Here is a 25,407-nt window from a genome sequence, read left to right as displayed (position 1 = left end):
GTAAAACATGAAATTAAAACTATTATTGTTATTACTAGGAGTGATTATTATGTCCGCAGCTAACGCAAATGAACCGAGGCTGTATATTCGCAGCTTATTTGATATTCAATATGCCTTCTGTGATATTAAAACCAATGATGTAACAGGGTTCAGTAACCGTAATTCAGCTCGGGAAGGCCGGGGATTTGGTTCGGCCAGCACAGCTTCCATGTTGTTAATGGCAAACGGTGAAAACAAAATCAGCCTGGAATTTGGGGCGTTAGGCTGGTTTTCCAAGGATGAAATGTCAGATAACTCCCGTAACCACTTCAATCCTGAAGCGAAATGTAAGCTGGAGTTAACAGCCATGCGCGGTAAAAACAGTGAGGTGTTGACGGCGATTGAAGTGGCAACAGATAAAAACGGTCAACCCATTGCAACGGTATCTGCGGATGAATCTAAATACGCTGTTATTAGTACCCAAGTTGTACGACAAATGATACAAGCAGACAATGTAGAAGCTGGACATATAGATAAAAAATATTTTGATCCCAAAGAATTTCCATCCAATATGACTTTATACCAGTTTAGCCGGATAGTAAAAATTAGTGGCTTGCCTGACTGGGAATGGGTGAAAGCAACCCCCTATACGGATACGTCTGAGCAACGCCGGCAACTGCAACAGGCTTATATGACGGTCTGGCAAGCCTATAATGCAAAAAATGTAAATACTATCCGTGATCAACAAAAAGTTGCACTCAAAGCCTGGGCTTGGGCAACGGGTGAAAATGAAGAGAGTATCTTCGCTGACAAATTTTTTCATCATGATTTCAAAGAAAAAAGCTTCAAAATGAAACCGATTAACTGGAATGACTACCGGGTTAAGATCATGAACCAAGGCAGAATGGTCAGACTGGTGAATAAATCAGATCCAGGGAATTCGCCAATATCCTATTATGTTAATGATGAGGACGGCGATACTGATCTAGCGACTATCTCACCAATTTTTTCATTAATTAACGGCCGTTTTGTCCAGGTAATTTAATTAATAGTATCGGGTTATTTAGCCCGATATTCTTTCTTGATGAGAAAGACAGTAAAAATCAGTAATATCGGTACAAAATCAGAAAAATGCTATTAACATGGTTCAACAGACACCAACGAAGAAGAATAAATATCACCATGAATTTATGCTAAAAAATAACATACAGGACATTGTAGAAATATTTATCCGCCAACATAGCCAGATTATTTCTAGCATTTCTCTATTACGGAATACACCATTTACCCCAAAAAACTTTAACCATCTCTGTACTATCTTGCCATTAATTGAATTGATTTACTGACTGAAACACTGGCCATTCTGATCGAGAAAGAACAAGAAATTATTAATCTGATAAGGATACGTGCCTGTGCGGTGAATGACGTGAAAGCCTAGAAAATTAAGGATGCATCGGTAAATTTATAAGCCCAAGTTTAGGTATCTATTTCTTGCCAAACTATACCACCTTTATTACTCCACTTAACGATATCAGGAGAATTTAGTGGTTTTCCGGTTAATCCCCATGGATCGATCCATATATTGAGTAGAATAAAAGGCTTATTTTCCTCACAAGAGAAACCAATGTGGATATAGGAACAACCGAACTGACCTAAATTTCATTGGAATGCCAGCACTATTGCACCATTACTGCGAGACATACATTTCAATCAAGGATTGTTATTAGGTAAATCTGATTATGAAGACACCAAACAGGCAACGCTTAATAACCTTCTATCTAACATAATCTATTCAGGTAAAGAGGTAGCTTCCAACAACAGTGTCAACTCAATCGACGCCAAGTACATGACTCAGATTTTGGTACGCCTTAGCATGTTTATCCGTACCCATCCTCGCCAGATTCCTCTGTTTCCATAGGATGGCTGGCAGTTGTTCAACATTTTCTAGCCCCAGCAATAACCAGTCTGGCACCCGGTTTTTGAAGGATAGCAGAAAAGTACGCTCCTGTTCGGTTAAAGAGTCGTTGATCAACTCAACCAAGCGTTCTCGTGTAGCTTCCAATTCGGCCAGTTCGACGTGCTGCTCCGCCATATTCAGAAACTCACCACGATAGATACCAGTAATATCCTTGAAACTGGGCCTGAGCAGTTCGGCAATAGGACGGTTATGACTCACCATATAGACGATCAGAGCCTTGCGAAGATCATCGGTAAAGCCTTCGTTATCCAGCAACCATTTCACATCGAACAAATCCCTAGGATGTTGCCTGTCCAGCGCAGCGCAGATTTTCCCAGCGTAGAGATCAGCGTGGGAAATGATTTGAATTTCGGCATAACCAAACTCATCTTCCATAGCCTCACAGACTGTCATTACCTTTGGTTCAAACACAGTACCACGCAAAACCGGTGACAACTCAATTTTTATTTGAACACCTGATCTTCCTATAATCAACCGCAAGGCATCGTCTTTATCCCGGAAAGATTCGATAATTTCCGCGTCTGTCATAGCAGCCCGGATGGCAACCGCAATCTTATTCAGAGCAATTTTGATCGCCGTTAAGGCTTCTGTACGTTGCAATATCGGCAGAAATACCAGATCGATATCGACCGACAACCGAGGCAAGTTGCGAACGAACAAATTGATAGCGGTACCTCCTTTCAAGGCAAAGCAATCCTGTTCGGCGACAAAAGGCAACAGTTGCAATAACAACTGAACTTGTCGGTAATAAATGCTGTTGCGATCCATAGTTTCTCCCTACATCCCCTTAGGCACAGTGATAAACCAAGTGTTATCCAACCGCCCTTCGCTAGCAATGACGCGTTTGCCAGACCCCAAGTTGTACTTTTTGGGCTCCAACTTCTTAAACCAAGTGTGCTGATGCTTTTCTGCCAGCCAGAGGAAGAGTCGCTTTACCTTGATACTGGAGCAAGTCAGCAACAAAGCATCAAGTTTGCGTGGTGACAAATTGTATAATCCCTGCATTAGTTGCTCAGCATGCTCAAAGCTGACAGCTTTGGGCACATCCACCAAAACTTCGAAGATAGCCCTCTCCGGACAGGAGAACTGGAGAGCAGGCATTCCCGCCAGCCATTGTTCCTGCTTAAACCAAGTTGGATCAACTATCAGACTTTCCGGCCATAACACCTGAGTCCGGTGTCCCTTAAAATACACATCTAAAGGCACTCTGGTCAGCCAGCGGGGTAGCGGCCCACTGGAATATAAGTGAACCGTTCGGATATGGGAGCGGGTGATGTAGTGAGCTAACCCAGCTATTTCCAGCGCAGTTAACCCTCCAAGGTGAACAGGTGTTTTAGACATACGCTGCAATGAAGCAACAACACCTTGCCAATTTAGCTGGCAGCTGAATTGACTAAACACACCTGTAACAAGAGGGAGAAGTGTTTTACTACGCACAGCATTATCCACAAAATGAAGGTTAAGCCCTTGAGCAACGAGCCATTGCTTAGTAGCCAGCATACCAACAGGAAGTAGTTCTTTTAGCTGTCGACGTGCTTCAATGTTTAGCATAGTTTATAAAATCCATAATTTGCGGCAGTTATTGCCGTATATTTCATAATTTATAAACTAGCAGATTCTTTTATGGTTTAGAATATTTATTTTTTGCGGCGGTTATTGCCGTATATTTCTATTTTTATAAACTATTGCGTTGCCTTTGAAGGGTTGAATATGACCATTCGTCTTATCAAAGTAATCATAACGTTTTCAATTTGGTTCGAAGACGATTTTGCGTTGACAATGGCCCCTTTCAAGGGGCCTTCTCTATTTTGATTCGAACACCAAATCTAATAACGAACCATAACTGATTTCAATTCAGTATAGTACTCAATAAAGGCACTGCCGAATTCACGGCCAATACCTGAAGATTTCGTACCGCCGAATGGTAATGCCGGATCAAGGAATGTATGCATATTGACCCAAACAGTCCCAGCTTCAATACGCGGGATCATACGCATAGCTTTGCTCAGATCATTAGTCCACAAACTCGCCGCTAAACCAAATGGCGTGCTGTTCATCAACCCAATCAGCTCTTCCTCGTCGTCATAGCTAAGGAAAGTCCCTACAGGACCAAATGTCTCTTCCTTCATCAACGAATCTTCTGGGCTGTTAGCACGAATAACGGTTGGCGCCACAAAGCAACCAGGTCCTTCCAGAGCATAACCGCCATAAACAACTTCACTGCCTTCCTGACGGGCTTTGTCAAACAGGGACAGTATCTTGTTATAGTGCTCTTTGTTCGCCAGCGGTCCCATTTCCGTTGATTCATCCAGCGGGGAACCAATGTTCATTGCAGCAAGTCTTTCAGACAACAATTTCAACACTTCATCCATGCGGCTGGCAGGAATATAGAAACGTTCAGCCGCAGCACAAATTTGCCCTTGATTGAGATAACCCGCTTCCAGAACACCATCAACAATCTTTTCAGCAGACATATCTGACAAAAATGCCGCACCGTTTTTACCACCAAGCTCCAACGTAACGCGAGTCAATCCCTGTTCCATCGCTGATTGGCCCACAGCAATACCGGTTGACACAGAGCCAGTAAAAGTTACTTTGGCACATAATGGATGACCTATCAGTGCAGGGCCTAATACTGAACCTGAACCATTAACCACATTGATGACACCATCAGGAATACCCGCTTCTTTTGCCAATTCAGCCACCCTGAGCATTGTCAGCGGTGTGTATTCGCTTGGTTTCAACACAATGGTACAACCACAGGTCAGTGCAGCCGCCATTTTCCAGATGGCAACGATGATGGAGAAATTCCACGGAATGATCCCCGCCACAACACCAATCGGCTCACGACGGGTAAACGCCGTGTATTGTTCACCTTTAAAAGAGGGCAAAGAAACATTCAGCGTTTCACCGCTGATCTTACTTGACCATCCGGCAAAATAACGCAGGAACTGAACAGAAGAATCAATTTCCAACATGCGGGACAATTGGATAGTTTTACCAGAGCAAATACTTTCCAATTGCGCCAGTTCTTCCCGATGTGTCAGTAATAAATCTGCCAGACGATTCAGACAGTTACCACGCTCCATAGGTGAAGTTTGCGCCCACACACCGTGAAATGCAGCATGTGCCGCTTGCATAGCCGCATTGACTTCCGCTTCACCGCCTTGATTCACTGTCGCAATCACTTCATCAGTCGCAGGGTTCACCACGGAAAATGTTTCATTCCCCTGACCACCAACTAACTGACCATGAATATAATGACCATGATTGCGTTGCAGAAAGGCCGTAACTTGCTGTAACAGGGTTATATCACTCATTACTTAACTTACCTCTGATCAAACAGGTGCTTTTTAACCTTTAATACAAGAAAAATAATGCTTCACAAAACGGTCTGCGGTCACTTCCCACAACACTTCAGTTCCTTTCGCGGCAAACCAGGAATCCCCCGGATGATATTCAACTGTCTCACCGGTTTTCACATCGGTCAGTTTTACCGAGCCTTCCGAGACGGTTGCATGCTCATCAAACGGATACACCATACTGAATTTGCCACGGGTACAGGCGAAAATACCGCAAGTCAGATTATCAGCCGGTTCACCAAATATCATTGCAATACTTGCCTGCGGATCACCTTCCACCACGGTAGCACCCAGATTGCTTACGCTACCAATGTCCAACAGTTCAGGCAGTGATTTGTTCAGTAAAAGTGATTTAATCATGATGTTCTCGCTTTAAATAAAAGAATTTATAAATCGTTCAGTGAACGCTATTGATACCTAAAATCTCAATAAATTAACGGCGGCCTTTCCAGTATCCTGACGTTTGATGCCAAATCTTGCCCGCCGACACCATCAGATGCCGCAATGTATCTTTGCCAACAATGTTCGCATGAGGAATTGAACTCATCAGGTCATAACGCTCAGATCCTTCACTTATCCCCTCAGCCAAAACCTTACAAACGATATGGCTTGGCGTTACCCCAAAGCCGGAATATCCCTGCACGTAGAACACATTATTATGCTGCGGCAAAGAGCCGATTTGCGGGAACAGGTTGGCGCTGCAACACAATGGTCCTCCCCATGCCAATTCAATTTTCACATCTTTCAGATAGGGGAAAACTTTCAGCATCAAATGGCGGTTCCAGGCCTTCAAATCCGCTGGAATGTGTTCAATTAAAGGTGTTGTACTGCCGAACAACAGACGATTTTCGTTAGTCACCCGGTAGTAATCAATAACCGGACGAATATCACTGTATGCACCACGGATCGGACTGATTTTCTTGATCAAATCATCCGATAATTCTTCCGTCATTAGCTGGAAGGCATAAGTGTTAATTGTCTTCTTGTAGATGTAAGGCTCAAGGCCATTGAGGAAACCGTTACAAGCCCACAGCATTTTATTAGCGCGAACAGATCCCATCGAGGTCCGAACCGTCACCCTGGAACCATATTCAACATTCAACACCTGACTGTTCTCAAAGATTTTTACGCCAAGTTCTGTCGCGGCTTTAGCTTCACCCAATAACAGGTTCAGGGAGTGAACATGCCCGCCCCCCATATGCTTCAACGCACAGGTATAGACATCAGAACCCACAACCTTTTTCACATCAGAGCCGGTATACAGCTCAATCTCTTCATCAGGAGAAACCGCCTGAAACTCTTTCAGCCAGCCACGTAACGTTTTTTCCTGCCGCTGATTAAAGCCAAGATAGCCATAACCACGGCAAAGATCGGCGTCAATGTTATATTTCGCAATACGATCACGAATGATGCCGGCACCGAGGTTACTGATCTTAAAGATCGTCTCCAGCCCTTTTTCACCAACATGCCGCTTGATCACTTCCAGATCATGACCAATACCCGCCATAACCTGACCACCATTACGGCCAGTACCACCATAGCCAAGATGACGCCCTTCCAGAATCGCAATATTGGTGATGCCTTTTTCCGCCAGTTCAAGCGCGGTATTAATACCGGAAAATCCACCGCCGATAATGACAACATCCACATCCAGATCTTCTTTTAATATCGGAAAACGAAGATCATATTTCTTGGTCGTTGCATAATAAGTTAATGAATCAACATTATTGTTCATGTGATACCCCAATTAGCATCTGACATAATCACCGGATTATCTGTAGTGCGGAGTCACATCACCATGTCCCTTTAGGGATATTTGCAACACTGTATTAACAATTGTGACTCAAGCGAAATAACGCACAGGAGACGTCAAAAACAGGCTAAACAGCTCTGCTTGTGATCTGATTTGCAGTTTTTGATAAATATTTTTCCGGTGGTTTTTCACTGTTCCAGTACTGATAAACAGTTTCTCAGCAATCTGTGGAGATCCTTTACCTTGCAATATCAATTCAACAATCTCACATTCTCTTGGTGTTAAAGCATAACGGGCCTGGGTATCCAGATAAACCATGTCAGCAGAAGAGGCTTGCTGCACCATTTCACCGTGTAATCGGGCGACACTGCGAATAATTTCCAGCGCTGTTCGCAGGCTTTTCTGGTGCTGTTTTTGTATGAAAAATGGCTGATTTTCATTACCAAAAAACAGGCCAAGCTGCCTTTGAGGAGAGAGTTTCAGCAAAACGCCCGCTTCATCCCGCCAGCCGGTTTTACGATAAAAATTCAGATAGTAGTCAGTATGATAAAATCCTGTAGGAACGAGTTCCCGTAAGGTAAGTAGATCAGTCTCAGCCCCCTTTATCAAAGCCTGATAGAAAGGATCTTGCAGATAAGCACCCTGTTGATAAATCTGGTTTACCGCATCGCTGTTTTTCTTCTCTGCTTTGCTTAAACAACGTGGAGGAGCGCCTTGCTCGAAGGCATAGACAATGGCGTTATCAAAGGTAATAAATTGTTCCAACCAGTTAAGTAGATTAGGATAAAATTCACTGGTTGCCACAGATTCAATCACTGCTGACAATCTATCCACATGAATATCCATTCCAGCCCTCGCAATTATTAAGAAATTAACAATAAATCCGAAGTAGATATTGCCCGCCAATTCCATAGCGAAACTATATAAAAATCACACTCAAACTGGTTATACAACTCAATTGTTGTTTATATGCTAATAAAATCACAATTATGAAACATTTTATTAATTATTTATGAGAACCCTCACATAGACCTAAGACCTCATCACGGAATAGATTTTTTAACTGGATTATTCTCATTTTTTATATCACTTTCTCTGATAAGGAGTAAAAATGACCACCAAGAAAATTATTCTTGATTGCGATCCGGGACATGATGATGCCATTGCGATGTTACTGGCACAGGGTAATCCTGATATTGAGCTATTAGCCGTCACCACGGTTGCCGGTAATCAGACACTGGATAAAGTCACTCGCAACGCGCTGGCGATAGCGCATATTGGCGGTATTAATGGAGTGCCCTTTGCCGCAGGCTGTCATCGTCCATTGGTCCGTGATCTCGAAACTGCACCGGATATTCACGGCGAATCGGGTCTGGGAGGCGTGAAACTCCCGAAACATTCACGGACGCTTGATCCCCGTCACGCGACGGATCTGATCATTGATACCATCATGTCTCATCCCCCCAAAACAGTAACACTAGTTCCTGTCGGCAGTCTGACCAATATTGCTCTCGCTGTCCGTAAAGCACCACAGATCGTTGAACGGGTAAAAGAAGTTGTTTTAATGGGAGGGGGATATCACACGGCTAACAGAAGTGCAGTTGCAGAATTCAATATCAAAGTTGATCCGGAAGCAGCACATATTGTTTTCAATGAAAAATGGCCGCTGACGATGGTCGGACTGGATCTCACACATCAGGCACGAGCCACACAAGAAGTGACGGAAGCAATTTCACGTATCAATACCAAAGCTTCCCGGTTTGTCGTGGACATGCTGGAGTTCTACGGCAAAAGTTACGAGGAGAGACACGGCTTCAATTGCCCTCCAATACATGATCCTTGTGCTGTCGCCTATGTGATTGACCCTACGTTGATGACGACACAAAAAGTGCCGGTCAATATTGAACTGAACGGCACCTTAACCGTCGGTATGACCGTGGTGGATTTCCGTTTTCCACGACCAGAAGATTGCCACACCCAAGTTGCAGTCAAATTGGATCAACAGCGATTCTGGCAATTGATCATTGATGCGTTGAGCAACATTGGTGATACCTGCGATTAAGGTGGAAAATTACCACAGGAATGAAAATCATAATTAAAGCCGTTAGTTAAGACTAAACGGCTTTCAGTGCTACCTTATTCGTGACTACACAGTAACTGACTGAATTTCATCTCAATCAGGTATAATAATGTGATTGTTTACCTTTGATTGTAGTAAAGAAGCAGATAATAATATTCACAATTAAGGTTAACCTGTACTGGTAACGTGTATTACCCCAATCTTGTTGCTGCCAGTGCCCAGGTTAAGTTTTCACAGGAATATAGACTTTTATCTTCCACACCACAGAAAAGGAATCCAATCTTATGAGAAAGCAGGAGAAAATAACCTCCAAGGCAATTATTATCGCGAGTTTGCTGACACTGATAACCGGCTGTAGCCATACGGAAAAAAAACCTATTTCAGAAGAAAACAAGCCTGTACTCTCCACTAAGCTGAACATCTATCAGCCTACAGCACTCATTATTCCTGTCACTCTCTCCGGTAAAAAATATCAATTTCTGCTGGATACCGGAGCCAGTTATACCTTCATTGATAATGAACTGGCTAAGACACTGACCCAAATCACGCCAGAATCAAAAATACCGGTGACATTTCACCATATGTTGTCCAATGGATTAATTACAACCAGTGAAAAGCGATTACACAGAGATGAGCTGACATTATGGCAGCCTCTTGCTGTTACCATCGGTAATTATAGCGTGCCGGCTTCTGATCCCTGGATTGGCATTGATATAAATCTTTTCAATCAATCCATTGGTCAGAAGCTGGATGGTATCCTTGGAATTGATACTTTCCGCCAATTAAACTGGGAAGTGAATAACTTGAACCATACCCTGACAGTATGGCGCCATGCACCTTCAATCCTCAATTATCAACAATGTGAACCTTACAGTGACAGCTATGGGAAATCTCCCGCAATCCAGGTTTCTAATGTCATTTTCAACATAGATACCGGAGCTGATTATAGCTATGCATCTCAAGAGCTTATTGAATATCTGAAAAAAAATCATAAAGATAAAATTTCTGAAGGAATCAATGTTAAATACGCCTCCGCCAGTGGGCTTGCTAGTGGGAAAGAGTACCTGATTGACGGCTTTTATTTACAACAACTGCCTGTTGGTCGTCTGAGAATCAGTGAAAACAAAAATGACCAATACTATCTTGGTATGAGTTTCCTCTCACGTTTTGATGACTATCTGTTTATTCCCAATAAAATGTTGCTCTGTTTTAACGCCAAAAACTTTACCCGTTATGATAATAAATTCCTTCGTACTATCGCAGTTCGCTATTTTGATAACAAAGTAGAAATCTTTTATAACGAACCAAAAGATATTAAGAAATTTGGCTTGGAAAATGGTGATATTGTGCTGGAAGTCAACGGCCAGAAAATCCTTCCTGAAAATATCACCTATGTTCGCAATCAGTTGTCAGAGACACCATCGGGTAAACTGACAATAAAAATTGAACGGAATGGCGCTCAACAAGTCATTAATATTTAATCATGCTATTTATAAAGGGAGAACCTGAATCTCCCTTTATAAATTATTCCTCAGTTGATTATTTATTCTGTTTATAAGCAAGGTACGTTTTAGGTAAATTTTTCTCTTTCAGATCTTGCCATATTTCCAGCGCTTGTTTTTTCCCTTTACCTTCATTTTCCGGATCGGCAATGAAATCGCTAATAAAATTATTCAAACGGGCGGAAGGGATCTGTGGAAGTCTCCCTGCTTGCCTTTTCAGAGAAGCCAAATGTTCAATCAAATCGCCATAGGTAATTTGGTTATTATCAGCAATTTGTGCCTTACGCCAGTGATTCAGCCAATACCATTGGCCGGATTTATCCGGTAATATCCCATATTGGCCGCTCACCTGCTCTAGCAAGAAATTTTTCGTTTGTCTGTCACTCACATAATTTATGACCAAACTTTTCAGGGTGAGTAAATCTCGACCAACCCGATCTCTTTTGTTAGGTATAGCAATCGGCAAATCACCAGAATAACCAAACAAGCGTGACCGAATATGCAGCTCAAGCTCATTTTTTTTTCAAGTTATCGGGGGTAATTCCCAAAGATTTAGCAAATTGTCGCAGTTCAGCTGCGTAAAAATAACCATTCTCAAACGCTTCTTGACTCATGCCTTTATGCAATTTACTCATCTTGACATTTCCTCAATCACACTTACCTCTAAGAAATAAGGGGAAAGGTACGGCTAGCTTTTTGGTTTTGTACTGAAATCAAACAGATCTGTCAACTCAATCTGCAAACCACTTGCAATGATATTGATAATTTCAAGCGTAGGATTTCTGATCCCCCGTTCAATGCCGCTGATATAGGTACGATCAATTCCACATTTATCGGCAAAGGCTTCCTGAGACATTCCAGACGACTGTCTGAGATGCCTAACTCTTTGTCCAAAAAGGAATTTTACAGCATTTGGCTTTTTCATCTAATAAGTATCGAATTATGTTACTTATCAGACCACGGACTATGAGTCACTTTTCACGGTAAGTTATGTTATCATATGTGACTTATAGTCTACTATGTAACGATTTATCTTTTCATATCAAAGTTATCCGTAACGTGGAGAATTAATGATGAAAAATCAGGACTGGCACCCAGCAGATATCATCGCAGCACTGAAAAAACGGGGAACATCGTTAGCAGCAGTTTCAAGAAAGGCAGGGTTAGCCTCATCAACCCTTGCCAATACCTTGCAACGCCGTTGGCCCAAAGGGCAGCGGCTCATTGCAGATGCTTTAGATTGCGATCCCGCCGAGATATGGCCTTCAAGGTACATGAGGTAGGTGGCTATAGATCGAAAATGGAGTAGTTCATCAATCAATAAGATGAGCTACTCCAACATACTTTCATACCACTCGTTGAGATAAAATCTTCTGAAGGGAAATAGCGGAACAAATAAAGTCATCACATGATGCGCAAATAAAGCCGGTTAACTCTTTTTTTCCATACTCAAATCGAACAGATCTTTCAACTCAATCTGCAAACCATTTGCAATAACATTGATAACTTCAAGCGTGGGATTCCTGACTCCACGTTCAATACCGCTGATATAAGTACGATCAAGCCCACATTTATCAGCAAACGCTTCCTGAGACATACCAGATATCAGTCTGATATGTCTCACTCTTTGTCCAAAAAGGGATTTTATTGTATTAGGCTTTTTCATCCGATAAGTATCGAACGATGTTACTTATCTAACCACGGACTATAAGTCACGCTTTCCTATAAGTCGTGTCACTAATATGATTTACAGCCAGTTATGTTTAAAGAAGAAATGACGGGTTAATTCTCCTTTTGATAAATCGTGCCCCCCAGCGTTATATCAACAAAGCCAAATGCTTCAAGGGGCTTGTCTAAACTTAATCTACATTACATTGGTATTTCAGTTTTGCCCCTTGATTACTTAGGTTTAAACCCGGTTAAGATGCTCTGCTATTTTGATATTTTTTAATTTTTTTCAGCGCCATTTGCCTTTTCAATGGTGATAAGTAATCAATAAAAATCTTGCCATGAAGGTGATCAATTTCATGTTGCATCACAATAGCCAGGAAATCTTCACTTTCTACCGTAATGGATTCACCATGCCTGTTTAACGCTTCAACTTTTACCTTTTCGAACCGCTCAACATCAGCGTAATACCCTGGGACAGATAAACACCCTTCTTGCCCCATAACACTGCGTTCTTTCTCAACGATCTTTGGATTGACCAGAATCAAGGGCTGATCTCGATTCGCTGAAATATCAATGACCACCACCGCTTCTTTTCGTCCAACTTGCGGTGCAGCCAAACCGATCCCATTCTCAGTGCTATACATGGTGTCAAGCATGTCATCGATAAGACCTTGGATATCTTCAACATTTGTAACTTCAACACATTTTTGTCTCAGTCGTTCATCTGGAATAGTCAATATTTCTAATGTTGCCATGATAAATAATTCTCTCTATTCGAGCAGCCTGTCATTGCTTTCAATCGGCGTTAAACCGCACAGTCAAGCTACTCTACCCAAGCTGCTTTGTTTTTAGATTTATATAGTTAGTACGCTTCTCATACTGAATTAGGTAGTAACTACGCCTTAAGCGATATGTTTTCTATGATAGAAATTAATCGATATCATATCATCCAGTACACCTTTGAAGCGGCTAAATAGCACTAATGGCATATCACTTGAATTTACCAAGAAGCTATTGACTCACATTTTTTTATGGGGCATGTAATTTGATCCTACTTTCGGGCTGAGTGATCCCTTTAGTGTGGCATTGTTTGAATTTGACTGCTCCTCTCCCTAAAAGCGTAACTATCTACATAACAACAGATATTTTTATATGCAGAGGTAACACAACATGCAACAAATAGTGAATCTATGGCCGCTGATTGGAATCGCGGTCATTGTAGTCGGCTTTTTACTGAGGTTTAACCCCGTACTGGTGGTGATTGTCGCCGGAATCATCACCGGGCTGGCGGCACATATGCCAATCACAAATATTCTGGAAAAGTTAGGTTCCGGCTTCCTTAATACCCGAAATCTGCCATTGATCCTGCTACTGCCATTGGCAACTATTGGCCTTTTGGAGCGACACGGTTTAAAAGAGCAGGCTCAGACCTGGATTAGGAATATCAAAACAGCGACCGCCGGACGTTTGCTGATTGTCTATCTGTTCATTCGTGAGGTAACAGCGGCACTTGGCCTGACCAGCCTGGGTGGACATCCGCAAATGGTGCGCCCATTGCTGGCTCCTATGGTGGAAGGCGCAACGGAAAACCGCCACAGCGATCTGCCTGACAATGTGCGCTATCGTCTACGTGCTATGTCAGCAGCAACCGACAATGTTGGCCTTTTCTTCGGTGAAGATATCTTCGTCGCCTTTGGGGCAATTATCTTTATGCATAACTTCATGCTGGAGTCTGGCGGCATCCAAACGGAGCCACTGCATATCGCCATGTGGGGGATCCCTACGGCTATCTGCGCCTTCCTGATCCACGCTTTCCGTTTATCCCGACTTGACCACCACATCGCTAACGAGCTGGCAGCCTTGAATGGCATGGACCAAAACAACAGGAAGGCAAGATAATGTTTCAGCAACAGTATCTTTACTGGCTGGCTGGCGTGATCCTGTTGGCCGTAGCCGTGATGTCCTTGTGTGATCACACCAACCCCCGCCGCCTGACCACCAGCTTATTTTGGACGCTATACGGAATCGTATTTCTAGTTGGTGACTGGACCTACCGTTTGATGGAGTTATGGGCAAGCAGCGAAGCTGAGGCTCAAAAAATGCTGAATATCAGTGTAGGGCTGATCGTCGTGTTGATGGCGCTGATAGCCGGTCTTGGCGGTGTGCGACTCGGCAGCTACCACCAGCGTACACCTCAGCAACGACAGGAAAGTGCCTCTCGCCTGGGCCATCGTATCTTCCTTCCCGCACTGGCGATTCCTATTGTCACTGTAGTGGGAGTGCTACTATTTAATCATGTCCCTGGACTACAACAGGCATTATTCGGTACCGGTAACCATTCCACACTGGTGACACTGTTTTCCATGACTGTGGGTTGTTTAACCGGATACGGCATTGCGTTGAAAATGACACGTGAAGACATCTCTCAATCAGCCCAAGAAGCACGTCGCTTGCTGGATGCAATCGGCTGGGCGTTTATCCTGCCACAGATATTAGCTACGCTGGGACTCTTATTTACCGTAGCGGGCGTAGGTACCGCCATTTCTCATCTAACTGAAAACTACCTGGCAGTCGATAACAGATTTATCGCTGTAACGACATACGTTATCGGCATGGCATTACTGACAATGGTGATGGGCAACGCCTTCGCCGCCTTCCCGATTGTTACCGCCGGGATCGGTATTCCAATTCTGGTACTACAGCACGGCGGTAACCCGGCAGTGATGGCAGCCATCGGCATGTTCTCAGGCTATTGCGGTACACTGATGACCCCAATGGCGGCAAATTTCAATATCGTTCCCGCCGCACTGCTGGAACTGCCAAACCGCAATGCGGTCATTAAGGCACAAATCCCCACCGGAACGACGCTGTTAATTGCCAACGTTTTTCTGCTCTATTTTTTGATGTTTTTATAGGAGGATCCCGTGAAAACAGTTTTGATTACCGCTTTTGAGCCTTTTGGCGGTGAAACCACCAATCCATCGTGGGAGTCAGTCAGACGGTTACAGGATCAGCAGCTATCCGGAGTACATATTGAAACTCGCCAGCTCCCGTGTGTATTTAACACTTCCCTAACTTGCCTGTATGCTGCCATTGATGAAATACAACCTGAATTGGTGATTGCTGTGGGACAAGCAGGTGGCAGACCAGATATCACGGTGGAACGTGTAGCGATCAACGTCAATGATGCACGTATTCCTGATAATCAAGGCAATCAGCCCATTGATACTCCCATTGTGCCAGAAGGACCTGCCGCCTATTTCTCTACACTACCGATTAAGGCGATCGCCAATAGCCTGCAAGTCGCAGGGATCCCTGCTTCGATTTCACAAAGCGCCGGTACATATGTTTGCAATCATGTCATGTATGGCTTACTGCACCATCTGGCACTCACTAATCCTAAAGTTCGCGGTGGATTTATCCATATTCCCTATCTGCCTGAACAGGCGGTAAAACATCCTGGAGCACCAAGCATGGCACTGGAAACGATAACAACGTCACTGAAAATTGCGATTAATCAGGCACTAAAAAACCGTGAGGATATTGTCATAAGTGGCGGAACAACTCACTAATATGACTTGCTCCCACCACTAAATCACAGGTGATCATACAGAGCAAATAAGCCTCCTGAGTTTTTCATTATCTCTTTGAATATCAATTTATTGGAGTTAAAACTATGAAATTTATTGATTTAAACAGTGATCTTGGCGAAAACTTTGGTCAATGGAAAATGGGTGACGATAATGCCATGTTGAACATTGTCACCAGTGCCAATGTGGCATGTGGATTTCATGCCGGTGATCCCGCCGGGATTCTTCGAACCCTGAAAGCTGCCCATGAAAATCAGGTAGTTATTGGCGCCCATGTCTCCTACCCCGACCTTGTTGGATTTGGTCGCCGTAATATGGACATTTCCAGCAATGAGCTGATCGCTGATGTTATTTACCAGATTGGTGCGTTGCAAGGTCTGGCAACAGCAGCAGGAACTACTGTGAGTTATGTTAAACCGCACGGCGCACTGTATAACACCATTGCCAACGATGAGTACCAGGCACTTGCTGTTATTACAGCGATTCGTGAAGTAGATGACAACTTGGCGCTGGTTGGATTAGCCGGTTCAAGAATTTTGGATTTGGCGAGAAACAAAGGCTTACGTACCGTTGCTGAAGCCTTTGCCGACAGAGCTTACACGCCACAAGGCACTCTGGTTTCCCGGCGGGAAAAAGGGGCGGTACTGCATGATACCAACGAGATCGCCCGACGCATGTTGCAACTGGTTACTGAAGGAGGCATTGATGCGATTGATGGCAGCTTTACACGCATTCAGGCAGACTCCATTTGTGTTCATAGTGACAGCCCCGGAGCTGTGGGAATGGCACATCAGGTGAAAATAACCCTGCAACAAGCCGGGATCACCGTACAATCCTTTATTCAAAACCAGTAAGTCATCATTAGATCACGTGCCTTCTTATGCCGCTTATCATGCTCAGGAGTGCCTAGTGCGTTTTTTACCTGTTAATTTGAATGCCATTATTGTCGAACTTTGCGATCTGGATGAAACCCTGGCGTTATTTGACTCACTTAACGCCAGCCCAATTCCAGGCATAGAAGAAATTATTCCAGCGGCCAGAACACTTCTGATTCGATTTCGTCCCAATGTCGTTTCCGCAGTCAAACTTGCCAGGAAAATCAGTGGTCGCAATCTGAATATACGGAATAAAACAATCAGAAAACTCGTTGAAATCCCAATGTATTACAATGGTGAAGATCTGGTTGAAGTGGCTGAAACCCTTGGTATCACCACACAGGAAGTCATCAAACAACATACAGAAAGTGAATACACCGTTGCTTTTACCGGATTTGCCCCTGGATTTGCTTATTTAGTGGCAGATTCTGATCTTTTGCGTGTTCCCCGCCGGATGACACCAAGAACCCGCATCCCAGCAGGATCGGTAGGGCTGGCAGGAGAATTCAGTGGAATATACCCACAAGCCAGCCCAGGAGGATGGCAAATCATCGGCACCACACCAGAACGCATGTGGGATCTCTCGCGTCATCCTCCTTCCCTGTTGCAGCCGGGCTTTCGAGTACGTTTCAGAGATAAAGGCAAAGGCGCAACAATCACCGTCACCCAACCTGAAAATCCTGTTGTTCACCCAGAAGGCGACATATCTTCACGGGTTGATAAACATTCATCACTGGAAATCTTATCAACCGGAATACAAACACTTTTTCAGGATTTAGGGCGTTCAGGGCAAGCGGGTTTAGGCATTTCCACTGCTGGCGCTCTGGATAAAACAGCGTTGCGAAGTGCAAATCGTATCGTCGGTAATCCTTCGGATAACGCCTGTCTGGAAATTACAGAAGGCGGATTAAGCTTCATCACTCATGGCAACGTTATTATCGCTGTCACAGGCGCTGACGGCTCAATCACGGTCCAAACGGCATCTGGCCGGAAGTTTCAGATTGATGGCTACCAACCTGTAGATCTGAATGATGGTGATAAAGTGATGCTGGGCACGCCCAAAGCGGGTGTTCGTTGTTATTTGGCAGTCCGTGGCGGTTTTGCCAAAACGCCTATTCTCTCCAGCCTTTCTTACGATACGCTGGCAAATATTGGCCCCAAACCCATCGCTACAGGCGATATTCTGGATATTCTTACTGTCACGCGGGGTTCCGCTGTATCAATGGACGAAAGCCCGGCTTTCAATATGCCTGCCACTGACGATATCGTCACACTGGATATTATTCTGGGGCCACGTACCGACTGGTTCACCTTAGAAGCGCTATCCCTGTTACAAAACCAACTCTGGCAGGTCACACCACAATCTAACCGGGTAGGTATTCGCCTGAATGGAGACATCCCCTTATCGCGTTTTAACCATGAAGAGTTACCCAGTGAGGGAACTTCCGCTGGCGCCATTCAAGTTCCCGCCAGTGGGCAACCGGTTCTGTTTTTGGCAGATCACCCTTTGACCGGTGGCTATCCAGTCATTGGTTCAGTTGCCAGTTACCATCTTGATCTTGCCGGGCAAATTCCCGTCAATGCCCGTATCCGCTTCAACCCAATCAGTGAATTTCACGAAATAAAAGGGAGTGATTACGACTTATGAGTACTACAATGACTTTGAATAATAAAGAAAACCATATGAAAAAAGTTTTAATCGCTAACCGTGGTGAAATTGCCGTCCGTATCATCCGTGCCTGCCGGGATTATGGTTTACACTCCATTGCCGTTTACGCTGATTCCGATATCAATGCGCACCATGTACAACTGGCTGATGAGGCTTACAGTTTAGGAGGAAACAGCCCCGCTGACACTTACCTTAATATTCCCCACCTGCTGGATATTGCTAAACGTTCAGGTGCCAGCATGATACATCCAGGTTATGGATTCCTGTCCGAACGGGCAGAATTCGCCCGTGCGGCCATTGATGCCGGGTTAATCTGGATTGGTCCTGAACCAGAGACAATTGATATTCTGGGTGACAAAGTTAAAGCACGTAAAATTGCCCAACGCGTAGGCGCGCCACTGGTCTCAGGGACAGAAGAACCGGTGAAAAACGCAGAGGAAGCGCTGACATTCGCAGAAGAACATGGTCTGCCAATTGCAATCAAAGCGGCCTATGGCGGCGGTGGACGTGGCATGAAAGTCGCGTGGCGTTTGGATGAGGTAACCGAACTCTATAATTCAGCAGTTCGTGAAGCAACCGCAGCCTTTGGCCGTGGAGAATGCTTCATCGAACAGTTTCTGGATAAACCTCGTCATATTGAAGCTCAAATCCTGGCTGATAAACACGGCAATGTGGTGGTACTTGGCACACGTGATTGTTCACTGCAACGGCGCAATCAAAAGCTGGTGGAAGAGGCACCAGCCCCTTTCCTGACCGATAATCAGCGCCAGCGTATTCATCAGGCAGCACAGGATATTTGTACCGAAGCCCGTTATACCGGGGCAGGTACGGTGGAGTTTCTGCTCAGTGCAGACGGAACTATTTCATTTCTGGAAGTGAATACTCGCTTGCAAGTCGAACATCCTGTAACCGAGGAAACCACAGCTATCGACATTGTGATAGAGCAGTTCCGGATTGCTGAAGGTAAACCTTTATCATTGACAGCAACGCCAATTCCATCGGGGCACGCCTTTGAATTTCGTATTAACGCAGAGGATGTGAGTAAAGGATTTTTGCCCGCACCGGGAACAGTGACACTATTTTCGCCGCCTTCCGGCCCTGGAATAAGATTAGATTCCGGCGTAGTGGCCGGTTCCATCGTTCCCGGAACCTTCGATTCGCTGATGGCTAAGTTGATCGTCACCGGAGCAACACGCCAACAAGCTATTGCCAGAGCGCGGCGTGCATTACAGGAGTTCAATATTGAAGGTCTTGCATCGGTGCTGCCTTTTCATCGGGCAGTAATAGAACATCCCGATTTCATTTCTGATAACACATTCAAAGTTCATACACGTTGGATCGAAACCGACTTTATCAATGATGTAAAAATGGTTCCGCGCCAGGAAAATCACTCTCAAGAAAAGATAACACGCACTTTTATTGAAATTGATGGCCGTCGGCACGAACTGGGGCTACCTGCCGGATTATTAGAAGGGCTTTCATTATCTAATCTTGGGCAAAATTCTGTTACCAAGGATAAAGGTAGTGAAGCTGAGGGCATAATTACAGCGCCTCATCATGTATTAGCCCCCATCTCCGGGGTTTTACAATCCTGGTATGTGCAGGAAAGCGATGAAGTCAAACAAGGTGATGTCATCGCTGTGATGGAAGCCATGAAGATGGAAACACAACTGACCGCACATTGTTCTGGGAAAATTGTTATCCATGCGGAGGAAAACTCTTATCAACAGTCGGGAAGTGTGCTGGCGAGTATTAATGGTGGAAGTTAGTCATGACACTGTCAGGTTAATTTCCAAGAAGCTAACTTAACACTACACTCACATTGCCCAATAATCCATATTGTACGGAAACTCTCCGTACAATCTAAAAAAATAGAAAATTATGGTTACAGCAAGATTAGATTTCGTCTGGATGAAGAGATTAAATCAGAAGCAGAGAAATCATCTGCACTATTAGGTATGAAAAGCCTGACAGAGTATGTTGTACATCTGATGCAAAGAGATGCTAATCAAGTCATGTCTGAATACGAAAGAATGACTATTAAAGGTGATATTTTTGATCATTTCGTCAATGCCTGCGAACAGGCTAAAAAACCGAATAAAGCATTATTAAACGCAGTTGCCTTTACTAAAGAGCAGGAAGTCAAGTGATCTGGTCTAAGTCATTCATTGAGCTAAATAAAAAAACGCATGATCATTTAACCTTTGAGTGTGGCGAGTATGAACTCAACACTTTCATTAAAACTCAGTCAGCAAAGCACATGCAGGCAGGTATCAGCCGTACAATGGTTTTACCTGCCACGACGACTTTACCAAATCAGCTTTATCCATTTGTTCATTTTATTGTGTAGCGCCAAGTTCTATTGAAAGAGATACGCTTTCGAAGGAACAAGCAAAGAAACTACCACACTACCCCATACCTGTATTTTTATTAGCTCAATTAGCTGTACATAAAACTTATCATGGTCAGGGATTAGGGAAAATTACTCTTATAAAATCACTCGAATACCTTTGGGAAATTAATCATCATATGCCTGCGTATGCGGTAATTGTTGACTGCCTAAATGATGCTGCTCAGACATTTTATTCTCAATATGGTTTTGAGCTTTTATGCAATCAAAACAATAAAATTCGTTTATTCTTACCCATGAAAACGATTTCTCAAATTTTTTAAACTATATACTTAAATTATAAATCAAGCGGCTATTACACTTAATAATAAATAGGTAAACAGGCTAAAAAATGCCGGGAACTATAAATAACAAAAAGATAATGTACAATTACATAAATGATGATTAAGAGGATATATTTTATTTTTATGAACATTAAAAATAAAATAATCATCGAAAAACAGAATATAATTCGTTATTATTCCAATGTGTATTTAAATAATAATAAATTATTAATGCGTTATAAATTACCGAATATGTAATATTATTCACAAAAAAATAAAAACAAATCACAAAAAGTCACTTCGCAATCAAAAAAATCATAAGATACTGATATTAATGAAAATTAACTACAAATAAATTAATAAAAACATTAGGAGCCATATATTGTACATCCTGACACTTTCAATGAAAACATTAAATAAAATTTATAATTTCAATTTAACCACAATAAAAATCAACTTACAAAGAGATATTAAACATATTTTGACAAAAATTAAACATATCATTCCACACAGTAATTAGCCATATATTTACCAACATCTCACTTAATAGTAAATAAAATAACATTCCAATAACAACATTATATAATCACTTAATGGTTTTATATTTTATCTTTAATCGTAACCATAGACAATTTAAATATCATTAATAAATTCACATATAATTTTTCACAATACCTTTTTATATCGATTGGCATCACAATTTCAATATTATTCAATAAAATAATTGCATTTTTCATTAAGCGCAATAATATATTAATAGTAGAATAAAGTTTTTATTTACAATATTTTTCAATGATTCATAAGGAAATTAATATGAAAGTAAATTTAGCTGCATTGATTAAAAAGGGGAAAATATTTATTACTTTAAATTATAGTAGTAGTGACGGATAAAATGGGTAAATAACCAGGAGAACAATGTGAGAACAAACGATTACAAATTAATGACTGCACCAAACAGCGCACCCGTAAAAATGTGGACTCATGGCGTCCCAGTAGAAGCAGATGCTCGTGAGCAACTATTGAACACAGCAAAAATGCCTTTCATATTCAGCCACTTGGCAGTTATGCCTGATGTACATCTTGGTAAAGGTTCAACCATCGGCAGCGTCATCCCGACACATGGGGCAATTATTCCAGCCGCAGTAGGCGTAGATATCGGCTGCGGAATGATGGCAGTACGTACCTCATTGAATGCCAAAGATTTACCGGACAACCTGTATGCTATCCGCCACGCTATTGAAATCGCCGTGCCACACGGTCGGACCGTAAACCATACCGGCCACGATAAAGGCTCTTGGCAAAAACCGCCAGAAACCGTCGATCACCACTGGAGCATATTGCAGGCAGGCTTTAAGCGCTTGACCGATAAATACCCACAATTACTGAAAACCAATAACCATCAACATCTAGGCACGCTAGGTACCGGTAACCACTTTATCGAACTATGCCTGGATGAATCCGACCAGGTATGGGTGATGCTGCACAGCGGTTCACGTGGCGTAGGAAATGCCATTGGCAACCTATTTATTACCCTCGCCCAACAGGACATGAAACAACATATCACTAACCTGCCTGATCGTAATCTGGCCTATTTCAAGGAGGGCAGCCGTCACTTTGCTGATTATATGGAAGCTGTCTGTTGGGCACAAAACTTCGCCCGCCATAATCGTGAAATCATGATGCAACATACACTAGCAGCACTGGCGACAGTGATTACAAAGCCATTCAGTGCCATGATGGAAGCGGTAAATTGTCACCACAATTATGTGCAACAGGAGCAGCACTTCGGCCAAAACGTGCTAGTGACACGCAAAGGCGCTGTGGCCGCACACAAAGGAGTGATGGGCATCATTCCGGGTTCTATGGGCGCGAAAAGCTTTATTGTACGTGGCCTGGGGAATAAAGAGAGTTTTTGCTCATGCAGTCACGGTGCAGGACGGGTATTAAGCCGTACGGCAGCAAAAAAACGCTTCACGATAGAGGATCAGAAGCGCGCGACAGCACATGTGGAATGCCGCAAGGATAGCGACGTCATTGACGAAATTCCGATGGCCTACAAAGACATTGAAGCGGTAATGGCAGCTCAGTCTTCACTGGTAGAAATCGTTCACACCCTGCGTCAGGTGGTTTGCGTAAAAGGATAATCACTATGAAAGAAAAATTGAGTGTCAGTGACACCATGAAACAACACATATGCCAAAAACTGGCGCAACTTGAAACGGAACAGCAAATACGAATACTCTATGCCTGCGAATCCGGTAGCCGCGGTTGGGGATTTGCCTCGACAAACAGCGATTACGATGTGCGCTTTATCTATGTTCATACCCCATCATGGTACTTACGCGTTGACCCACCAAGAGATGTGATCGAATTACCGATCAGCGACGAACTGGATATTTGTGGCTGGGAACTGCGCAAAACCCTGGGGCTGCTGAAACGAGCCAACCCGACACTGATGGAATGGACTGATTCACCGGTGGTCTACCATGAGGATACAGAGTTTATGACAGCATTGCGCGCCCTATTGCCAGACTACTTTTCCAACAACAAAGCGCGGTATCACTATCTGTCAATGGCGAAGAAAAACTTCCGTGATTATCTGCAAGGCGAAAAAATACGGCTGAAAAAATATCTTTATGTACTGCGCCCGTTGCTGGCTGTACGTTGGATAGAAGCAGGTAAAGGCGTACCACCAATGCGTTTCGACGTTCTGCTGGCGGAAACTGTTAAGGATGCAACTCTGATGCAAGAAATACAGACTCTGCTTACTATCAAACGTAACGCCGACGAAACGGATTATAGCCCACGTTTTAAGCACATCCATGACTTTATCCGCCGCGAGCTGGATGACTCATTTACCCGCCGCGAGTTGAAAAAAGATGAAAAACTTCTCCCGGATACTAAACTGGATTTGCTTCTGATGCGTACAGTACTTGGTAATAACAAAGAGCATGTATGTTGAAGAATGGCTGAAAAAGCTGTCTAATGACATAAGATCTCAACGACAAAGTTGAACGTTTACAAAGGACCAGTAAAACAGATTTTTACACCCTTGTTGACCTACAGCCAGTAATTTGAATAAGTTACTGGCTGTCAGCATATAGCTTATATCATTGCTATTCATAAGAAGTAAACGACATAGCCCCACTGGTGGATTTTTCTAATAATCCGACAATAACCCCATTCAAAGTAACGATGAGTTTATCCATTACTTACCACTCCTGATCCCAACCCTGCTGATCATGCAAACCCTCTTGGTCTTGAGTAATATTAGAGGAAGACGACCAGATACGTGATAACTCACCTCGTTTGGTAACTTGAAGTTCCAAATCCAGAGCCGCAAGCAACTTAAATAATGTTTCAAGCCTGGTTCCATCAGGATAATTCTCGAACTCTGAAACCGTTGACTGTTTTATACCGATGCTATCAGCAACTTTATCCTGACTTAACTTGCGCTTCTTACGCTCATTATGCAAAGCATGCGCTAACATTTTTGTAGATGTGATACTCATATTATCCTGCATAACGGATTTTTATATTTTATCCCCAATAAAGGATAAGTCAATTTTATCTCCTTAAGGGGATATTATAGAATCTATCAGCTTTAGAGGATAAAAATTCACTTTTTCTGGAAAGAATGAGATGTTTTTACTACCAGTAAACCTACCCAATGGAAGAATATTACCTAGACGACACATTGCACAAACGCGCAAGAAAAGTCAGCTATCGCTATGTAGTCGAAGCTGTCAGCCCTTTCCCAGAAAGCCAACATGGAATAACAGAAGTATAGAGGTATTAGGATTAAGTTAGTTAGCTAAACTGTTTATAACAACATCAATATATTTCTTATATATATTTATCCCGGCACTATATTTTACATTCTATCATTCCCATTACTTATATATATTTACATTATTAACTCCAAATAACAAAAAGTTACCTCGATAATATATTCAGCCCCTGCAATCATAATCAAACAACAGTCATATTATATTCACAGGGAACACTGCCCCTAATATTATATTGACTTAATTATTACTTCTTTAAATTAACTTTCATTCATGAGTTAATAACCAATACCCATTGAAATCATTATCCAAACTAAACATTATACAGAGGCAATCTAAATAGTTACCTTACACCTTTATTATTATAAAAAAACATCACTTCTAATATATCTTTCTATTTTTCACTAGTAAATCTAATATTTCATAGGCTAGTACCGGCTCCCCTTCATGAGATGCCATATTATATTAATTGAAAAAATTTCACATT

At 42.9% G+C, this 25,407-nt stretch carries 27 protein-coding genes and 1 pseudogene; 16 read left to right on the top strand and 12 right to left on the bottom strand.

The features are described from left to right. Positions 1-49: 49 nt before the first annotated feature. Together C5470_RS00950 and C5470_RS22605 are read left to right on the top strand one after the other, a co-directional pair. Complete coding sequence (locus C5470_RS00950; protein WP_242687778.1) at positions 50-1,024, top strand: hypothetical protein; 975 nt, start codon at positions 50-52, stop codon at positions 1,022-1,024. A 618-nt stretch (positions 1,025-1,642) separates the two neighbouring features. Continuing rightward, positions 1,643-1,897: pseudogene (locus C5470_RS22605) on the top strand (DUF4172 domain-containing protein); the annotation flags it as partial. Here the strand turns inward: C5470_RS22605 and C5470_RS00940 are convergent. The 6 genes from C5470_RS00940 to C5470_RS00915 all read right to left on the bottom strand — a co-directional run bounded on the left by C5470_RS00940 (position 1,808) and on the right by C5470_RS00915 (position 7,918). Continuing rightward, positions 1,808-2,725, bottom strand: a complete 918-nt coding sequence (locus tag C5470_RS00940) for a nucleotidyl transferase AbiEii/AbiGii toxin family protein (RefSeq protein WP_036843932.1) — start codon at positions 2,723-2,725, stop codon at positions 1,808-1,810. The pseudogene C5470_RS22605 and the gene C5470_RS00940 overlap by 90 nt on opposite strands. Before the next feature lie 9 nt (positions 2,726-2,734). Then, positions 2,735-3,508 (bottom strand): type IV toxin-antitoxin system AbiEi family antitoxin, encoded by a 774-nt coding sequence (locus tag C5470_RS00935; protein ID WP_036843934.1) that lies wholly within the window; start codon positions 3,506-3,508, stop codon positions 2,735-2,737. A gap of 275 nt (positions 3,509-3,783) precedes the next feature. Continuing rightward, positions 3,784-5,277: an aldehyde dehydrogenase family protein gene (locus C5470_RS00930; protein ID WP_166285192.1), complete on the bottom strand. Its 1,494-nt coding sequence runs from the start codon at positions 5,275-5,277 to the stop codon at positions 3,784-3,786. A 33-nt stretch (positions 5,278-5,310) separates the two neighbouring features. Further along, positions 5,311-5,679: a cupin domain-containing protein gene (locus C5470_RS00925; protein WP_036843937.1), complete on the bottom strand. Its 369-nt coding sequence runs from the start codon at positions 5,677-5,679 to the stop codon at positions 5,311-5,313. 73 nt (positions 5,680-5,752) lie between these two features. Further along, a complete protein-coding gene (locus tag C5470_RS00920) occupies positions 5,753-7,054 on the bottom strand; it encodes an NAD(P)/FAD-dependent oxidoreductase (RefSeq protein ID WP_152963492.1) in 1,302 nt (433 codons plus the stop codon). A 108-nt stretch (positions 7,055-7,162) separates the two neighbouring features. Beyond that, positions 7,163-7,918 carry a response regulator transcription factor gene (locus tag C5470_RS00915; RefSeq protein ID WP_166285190.1) on the bottom strand — a complete coding sequence of 252 codons (756 nt, stop codon included), beginning with the start codon at positions 7,916-7,918 and terminating at the stop codon, positions 7,163-7,165. A gap of 265 nt (positions 7,919-8,183) precedes the next feature. Here C5470_RS00915 and uriH point away from each other — a divergent pair, with 265 nt between their 5' ends. Together uriH and C5470_RS00905 are read left to right on the top strand one after the other, a co-directional pair. Further along, entirely contained in the window at positions 8,184-9,134 is a 951-nt protein-coding gene (gene uriH / locus C5470_RS00910) for a uridine-preferring nucleoside hydrolase UriH (protein WP_036843940.1), read from the top strand. A 302-nt stretch (positions 9,135-9,436) separates the two neighbouring features. Further along, positions 9,437-10,633 carry an aspartyl protease family protein gene (locus C5470_RS00905; protein ID WP_166285188.1) on the top strand — a complete coding sequence of 399 codons (1,197 nt, stop codon included), beginning with the start codon at positions 9,437-9,439 and terminating at the stop codon, positions 10,631-10,633. A gap of 58 nt (positions 10,634-10,691) precedes the next feature. Here C5470_RS00905 and C5470_RS22600 read toward each other — a convergent pair whose 3' ends face one another. The 3 genes from C5470_RS22600 to C5470_RS00895 form a co-directional block, all read right to left on the bottom strand. After that, positions 10,692-11,042: a hypothetical protein gene (locus C5470_RS22600; RefSeq protein WP_242687777.1), complete on the bottom strand. Its 351-nt coding sequence runs from the start codon at positions 11,040-11,042 to the stop codon at positions 10,692-10,694. A 124-nt stretch (positions 11,043-11,166) separates the two neighbouring features. Continuing rightward, positions 11,167-11,289: a hypothetical protein gene (locus C5470_RS23220; protein WP_278249173.1), complete on the bottom strand. Its 123-nt coding sequence runs from the start codon at positions 11,287-11,289 to the stop codon at positions 11,167-11,169. Positions 11,290-11,342: 53 nt separating this feature from the next. Beyond that, positions 11,343-11,510, bottom strand: a complete 168-nt coding sequence (locus C5470_RS00895) for a helix-turn-helix domain-containing protein (RefSeq protein WP_036843944.1) — start codon at positions 11,508-11,510, stop codon at positions 11,343-11,345. Between the two features lie 217 nt (positions 11,511-11,727). On the opposite strand from C5470_RS00895, the gene xreR2 reads away from it, so the two are divergent. Next, positions 11,728-11,937: a cell morphology transcriptional regulator XreR2 gene (xreR2, locus tag C5470_RS00890; RefSeq protein ID WP_166285370.1), complete on the top strand. Its 210-nt coding sequence runs from the start codon at positions 11,728-11,730 to the stop codon at positions 11,935-11,937. 146 nt (positions 11,938-12,083) lie between these two features. Here the strand turns inward: xreR2 and xreR1 are convergent, their stop codons facing one another. Then, the gene (xreR1, locus tag C5470_RS00885) at positions 12,084-12,320 is read right to left on the bottom strand and encodes a cell morphology transcriptional regulator XreR1 (protein ID WP_071992945.1); all 237 of its coding nucleotides are present in this window, start codon (positions 12,318-12,320) and stop codon (positions 12,084-12,086) included. 253 nt (positions 12,321-12,573) lie between these two features. Continuing rightward, positions 12,574-13,080 carry a peptide deformylase gene (def, locus tag C5470_RS00880; protein WP_036843948.1) on the bottom strand — a complete coding sequence of 169 codons (507 nt, stop codon included), beginning with the start codon at positions 13,078-13,080 and terminating at the stop codon, positions 12,574-12,576. A 415-nt stretch (positions 13,081-13,495) separates the two neighbouring features. Between def and C5470_RS00875 the strand changes: the two genes are divergently transcribed. The 11 genes from C5470_RS00875 (at position 13,496) to C5470_RS00830 (ending at position 24,094) form a co-directional block, all read left to right on the top strand. Next, complete coding sequence (locus tag C5470_RS00875) at positions 13,496-14,224, top strand: DUF969 domain-containing protein (protein ID WP_166285186.1); 729 nt, start codon at positions 13,496-13,498, stop codon at positions 14,222-14,224. Continuing rightward, positions 14,221-15,240: a DUF979 domain-containing protein gene (locus C5470_RS00870; RefSeq protein ID WP_339915805.1), complete on the top strand. Its 1,020-nt coding sequence runs from the start codon at positions 14,221-14,223 to the stop codon at positions 15,238-15,240. Before C5470_RS00875 ends, C5470_RS00870 begins: the two co-directional genes overlap by 4 nt. A gap of 9 nt (positions 15,241-15,249) precedes the next feature. Then, positions 15,250-15,897 (top strand): pyroglutamyl-peptidase I, encoded by a 648-nt coding sequence (pcp, locus tag C5470_RS00865; protein WP_166285182.1) that lies wholly within the window; start codon positions 15,250-15,252, stop codon positions 15,895-15,897. 104 nt (positions 15,898-16,001) lie between these two features. Next, positions 16,002-16,769, top strand: a complete 768-nt coding sequence (locus C5470_RS00860; RefSeq protein WP_166285180.1) for a LamB/YcsF family protein — start codon at positions 16,002-16,004, stop codon at positions 16,767-16,769. A 55-nt stretch (positions 16,770-16,824) separates the two neighbouring features. Beyond that, positions 16,825-18,438 carry a 5-oxoprolinase/urea amidolyase family protein gene (locus C5470_RS00855; protein ID WP_166285178.1) on the top strand — a complete coding sequence of 538 codons (1,614 nt, stop codon included), beginning with the start codon at positions 16,825-16,827 and terminating at the stop codon, positions 18,436-18,438. Positions 18,439-18,473: 35 nt separating this feature from the next. After that, on the top strand, positions 18,474-20,228 hold the full coding sequence (locus C5470_RS00850) for an acetyl/propionyl/methylcrotonyl-CoA carboxylase subunit alpha (protein WP_166285176.1): 1,755 nt from the start codon (positions 18,474-18,476) through the stop codon (positions 20,226-20,228). 60 nt (positions 20,229-20,288) lie between these two features. After that, positions 20,289-20,609, top strand: a complete 321-nt coding sequence (locus C5470_RS00845) for a type II toxin-antitoxin system TacA family antitoxin (protein ID WP_339915804.1) — start codon at positions 20,289-20,291, stop codon at positions 20,607-20,609. Further along, positions 20,606-20,809, top strand: coding sequence for a hypothetical protein (locus C5470_RS22415; protein ID WP_207626841.1), 204 nt, complete (start codon positions 20,606-20,608; stop codon positions 20,807-20,809). The genes C5470_RS00845 and C5470_RS22415 overlap by 4 nt, the downstream gene beginning before the upstream one ends. Then, on the top strand, positions 20,788-21,132 hold the full coding sequence (locus C5470_RS23515) for a GNAT family N-acetyltransferase (RefSeq protein ID WP_422631040.1): 345 nt from the start codon (positions 20,788-20,790) through the stop codon (positions 21,130-21,132). Before C5470_RS22415 ends, C5470_RS23515 begins: the two co-directional genes overlap by 22 nt. A gap of 917 nt (positions 21,133-22,049) precedes the next feature. Continuing rightward, positions 22,050-23,276, top strand: coding sequence for an RtcB family protein (locus C5470_RS00835; protein WP_339915801.1), 1,227 nt, complete (start codon positions 22,050-22,052; stop codon positions 23,274-23,276). Between the two features lie 5 nt (positions 23,277-23,281). Then, complete coding sequence (locus C5470_RS00830; protein ID WP_166285174.1) at positions 23,282-24,094, top strand: nucleotidyltransferase domain-containing protein; 813 nt, start codon at positions 23,282-23,284, stop codon at positions 24,092-24,094. A gap of 250 nt (positions 24,095-24,344) precedes the next feature. On the opposite strand, the gene C5470_RS00820 is transcribed toward C5470_RS00830, so the two are convergent. Further along, the gene (locus C5470_RS00820) at positions 24,345-24,644 is read right to left on the bottom strand and encodes a helix-turn-helix domain-containing protein (RefSeq protein ID WP_166285172.1); all 300 of its coding nucleotides are present in this window, start codon (positions 24,642-24,644) and stop codon (positions 24,345-24,347) included. Between the last annotated feature and the right edge of the window lie 763 nt (positions 24,645-25,407).

Source organism: Photorhabdus stackebrandtii, from assembly GCF_011189495.1.
Taxonomy (GTDB): domain Bacteria; phylum Pseudomonadota; class Gammaproteobacteria; order Enterobacterales; family Enterobacteriaceae; genus Photorhabdus; species Photorhabdus khanii.
This window is presented reverse-complemented; position numbering and strand designations above follow the sequence as displayed.

Bases quoted from the DNA above. Each gene is read 5' to 3' on its own strand.
- C5470_RS00915 (WP_166285190.1), bottom strand. From the start codon at position 7,918: ATGGATATTCATGTGGATAGATTGTCAGCAGTGATTGAATCTGTGGCA.
- C5470_RS00940 (WP_036843932.1), bottom strand. From the start codon at position 2,725: ATGGATCGCAACAGCATTTATTACCGACAAGTTCAGTTGTTATTGCAA.
- C5470_RS00950 (WP_242687778.1), top strand. From the start codon at position 50: ATGTCCGCAGCTAACGCAAATGAACCGAGGCTGTATATTCGCAGCTTA.
- uriH (WP_036843940.1), top strand. From the start codon at position 8,184: ATGACCACCAAGAAAATTATTCTTGATTGCGATCCGGGACATGATGAT.
- C5470_RS00905 (WP_166285188.1), top strand. From the start codon at position 9,437: ATGAGAAAGCAGGAGAAAATAACCTCCAAGGCAATTATTATCGCGAGT.
- C5470_RS00930 (WP_166285192.1), bottom strand. From the start codon at position 5,277: ATGAGTGATATAACCCTGTTACAGCAAGTTACGGCCTTTCTGCAACGC.
- xreR2 (WP_166285370.1), top strand. From the start codon at position 11,728: ATGAAAAATCAGGACTGGCACCCAGCAGATATCATCGCAGCACTGAAA.
- C5470_RS00895 (WP_036843944.1), bottom strand. From the start codon at position 11,510: ATGTCTCAGGAAGCCTTTGCCGATAAATGTGGAATTGATCGTACCTAT.
- C5470_RS00935 (WP_036843934.1), bottom strand. From the start codon at position 3,508: ATGCTAAACATTGAAGCACGTCGACAGCTAAAAGAACTACTTCCTGTT.
- C5470_RS00920 (WP_152963492.1), bottom strand. From the start codon at position 7,054: ATGAACAATAATGTTGATTCATTAACTTATTATGCAACGACCAAGAAA.
- C5470_RS00875 (WP_166285186.1), top strand. From the start codon at position 13,496: ATGCAACAAATAGTGAATCTATGGCCGCTGATTGGAATCGCGGTCATT.
- C5470_RS23220 (WP_278249173.1), bottom strand. From the start codon at position 11,289: ATGAGTAAATTGCATAAAGGCATGAGTCAAGAAGCGTTTGAGAATGGT.
- C5470_RS00820 (WP_166285172.1), bottom strand. From the start codon at position 24,644: ATGAGTATCACATCTACAAAAATGTTAGCGCATGCTTTGCATAATGAG.
- C5470_RS00860 (WP_166285180.1), top strand. From the start codon at position 16,002: ATGAAATTTATTGATTTAAACAGTGATCTTGGCGAAAACTTTGGTCAA.
- xreR1 (WP_071992945.1), bottom strand. From the start codon at position 12,320: ATGAAAAAGCCTAATACAATAAAATCCCTTTTTGGACAAAGAGTGAGA.
- C5470_RS00830 (WP_166285174.1), top strand. From the start codon at position 23,282: ATGAAAGAAAAATTGAGTGTCAGTGACACCATGAAACAACACATATGC.
- def (WP_036843948.1), bottom strand. From the start codon at position 13,080: ATGGCAACATTAGAAATATTGACTATTCCAGATGAACGACTGAGACAA.
- C5470_RS00925 (WP_036843937.1), bottom strand. From the start codon at position 5,679: ATGATTAAATCACTTTTACTGAACAAATCACTGCCTGAACTGTTGGAC.
- C5470_RS00850 (WP_166285176.1), top strand. From the start codon at position 18,474: ATGAAAAAAGTTTTAATCGCTAACCGTGGTGAAATTGCCGTCCGTATC.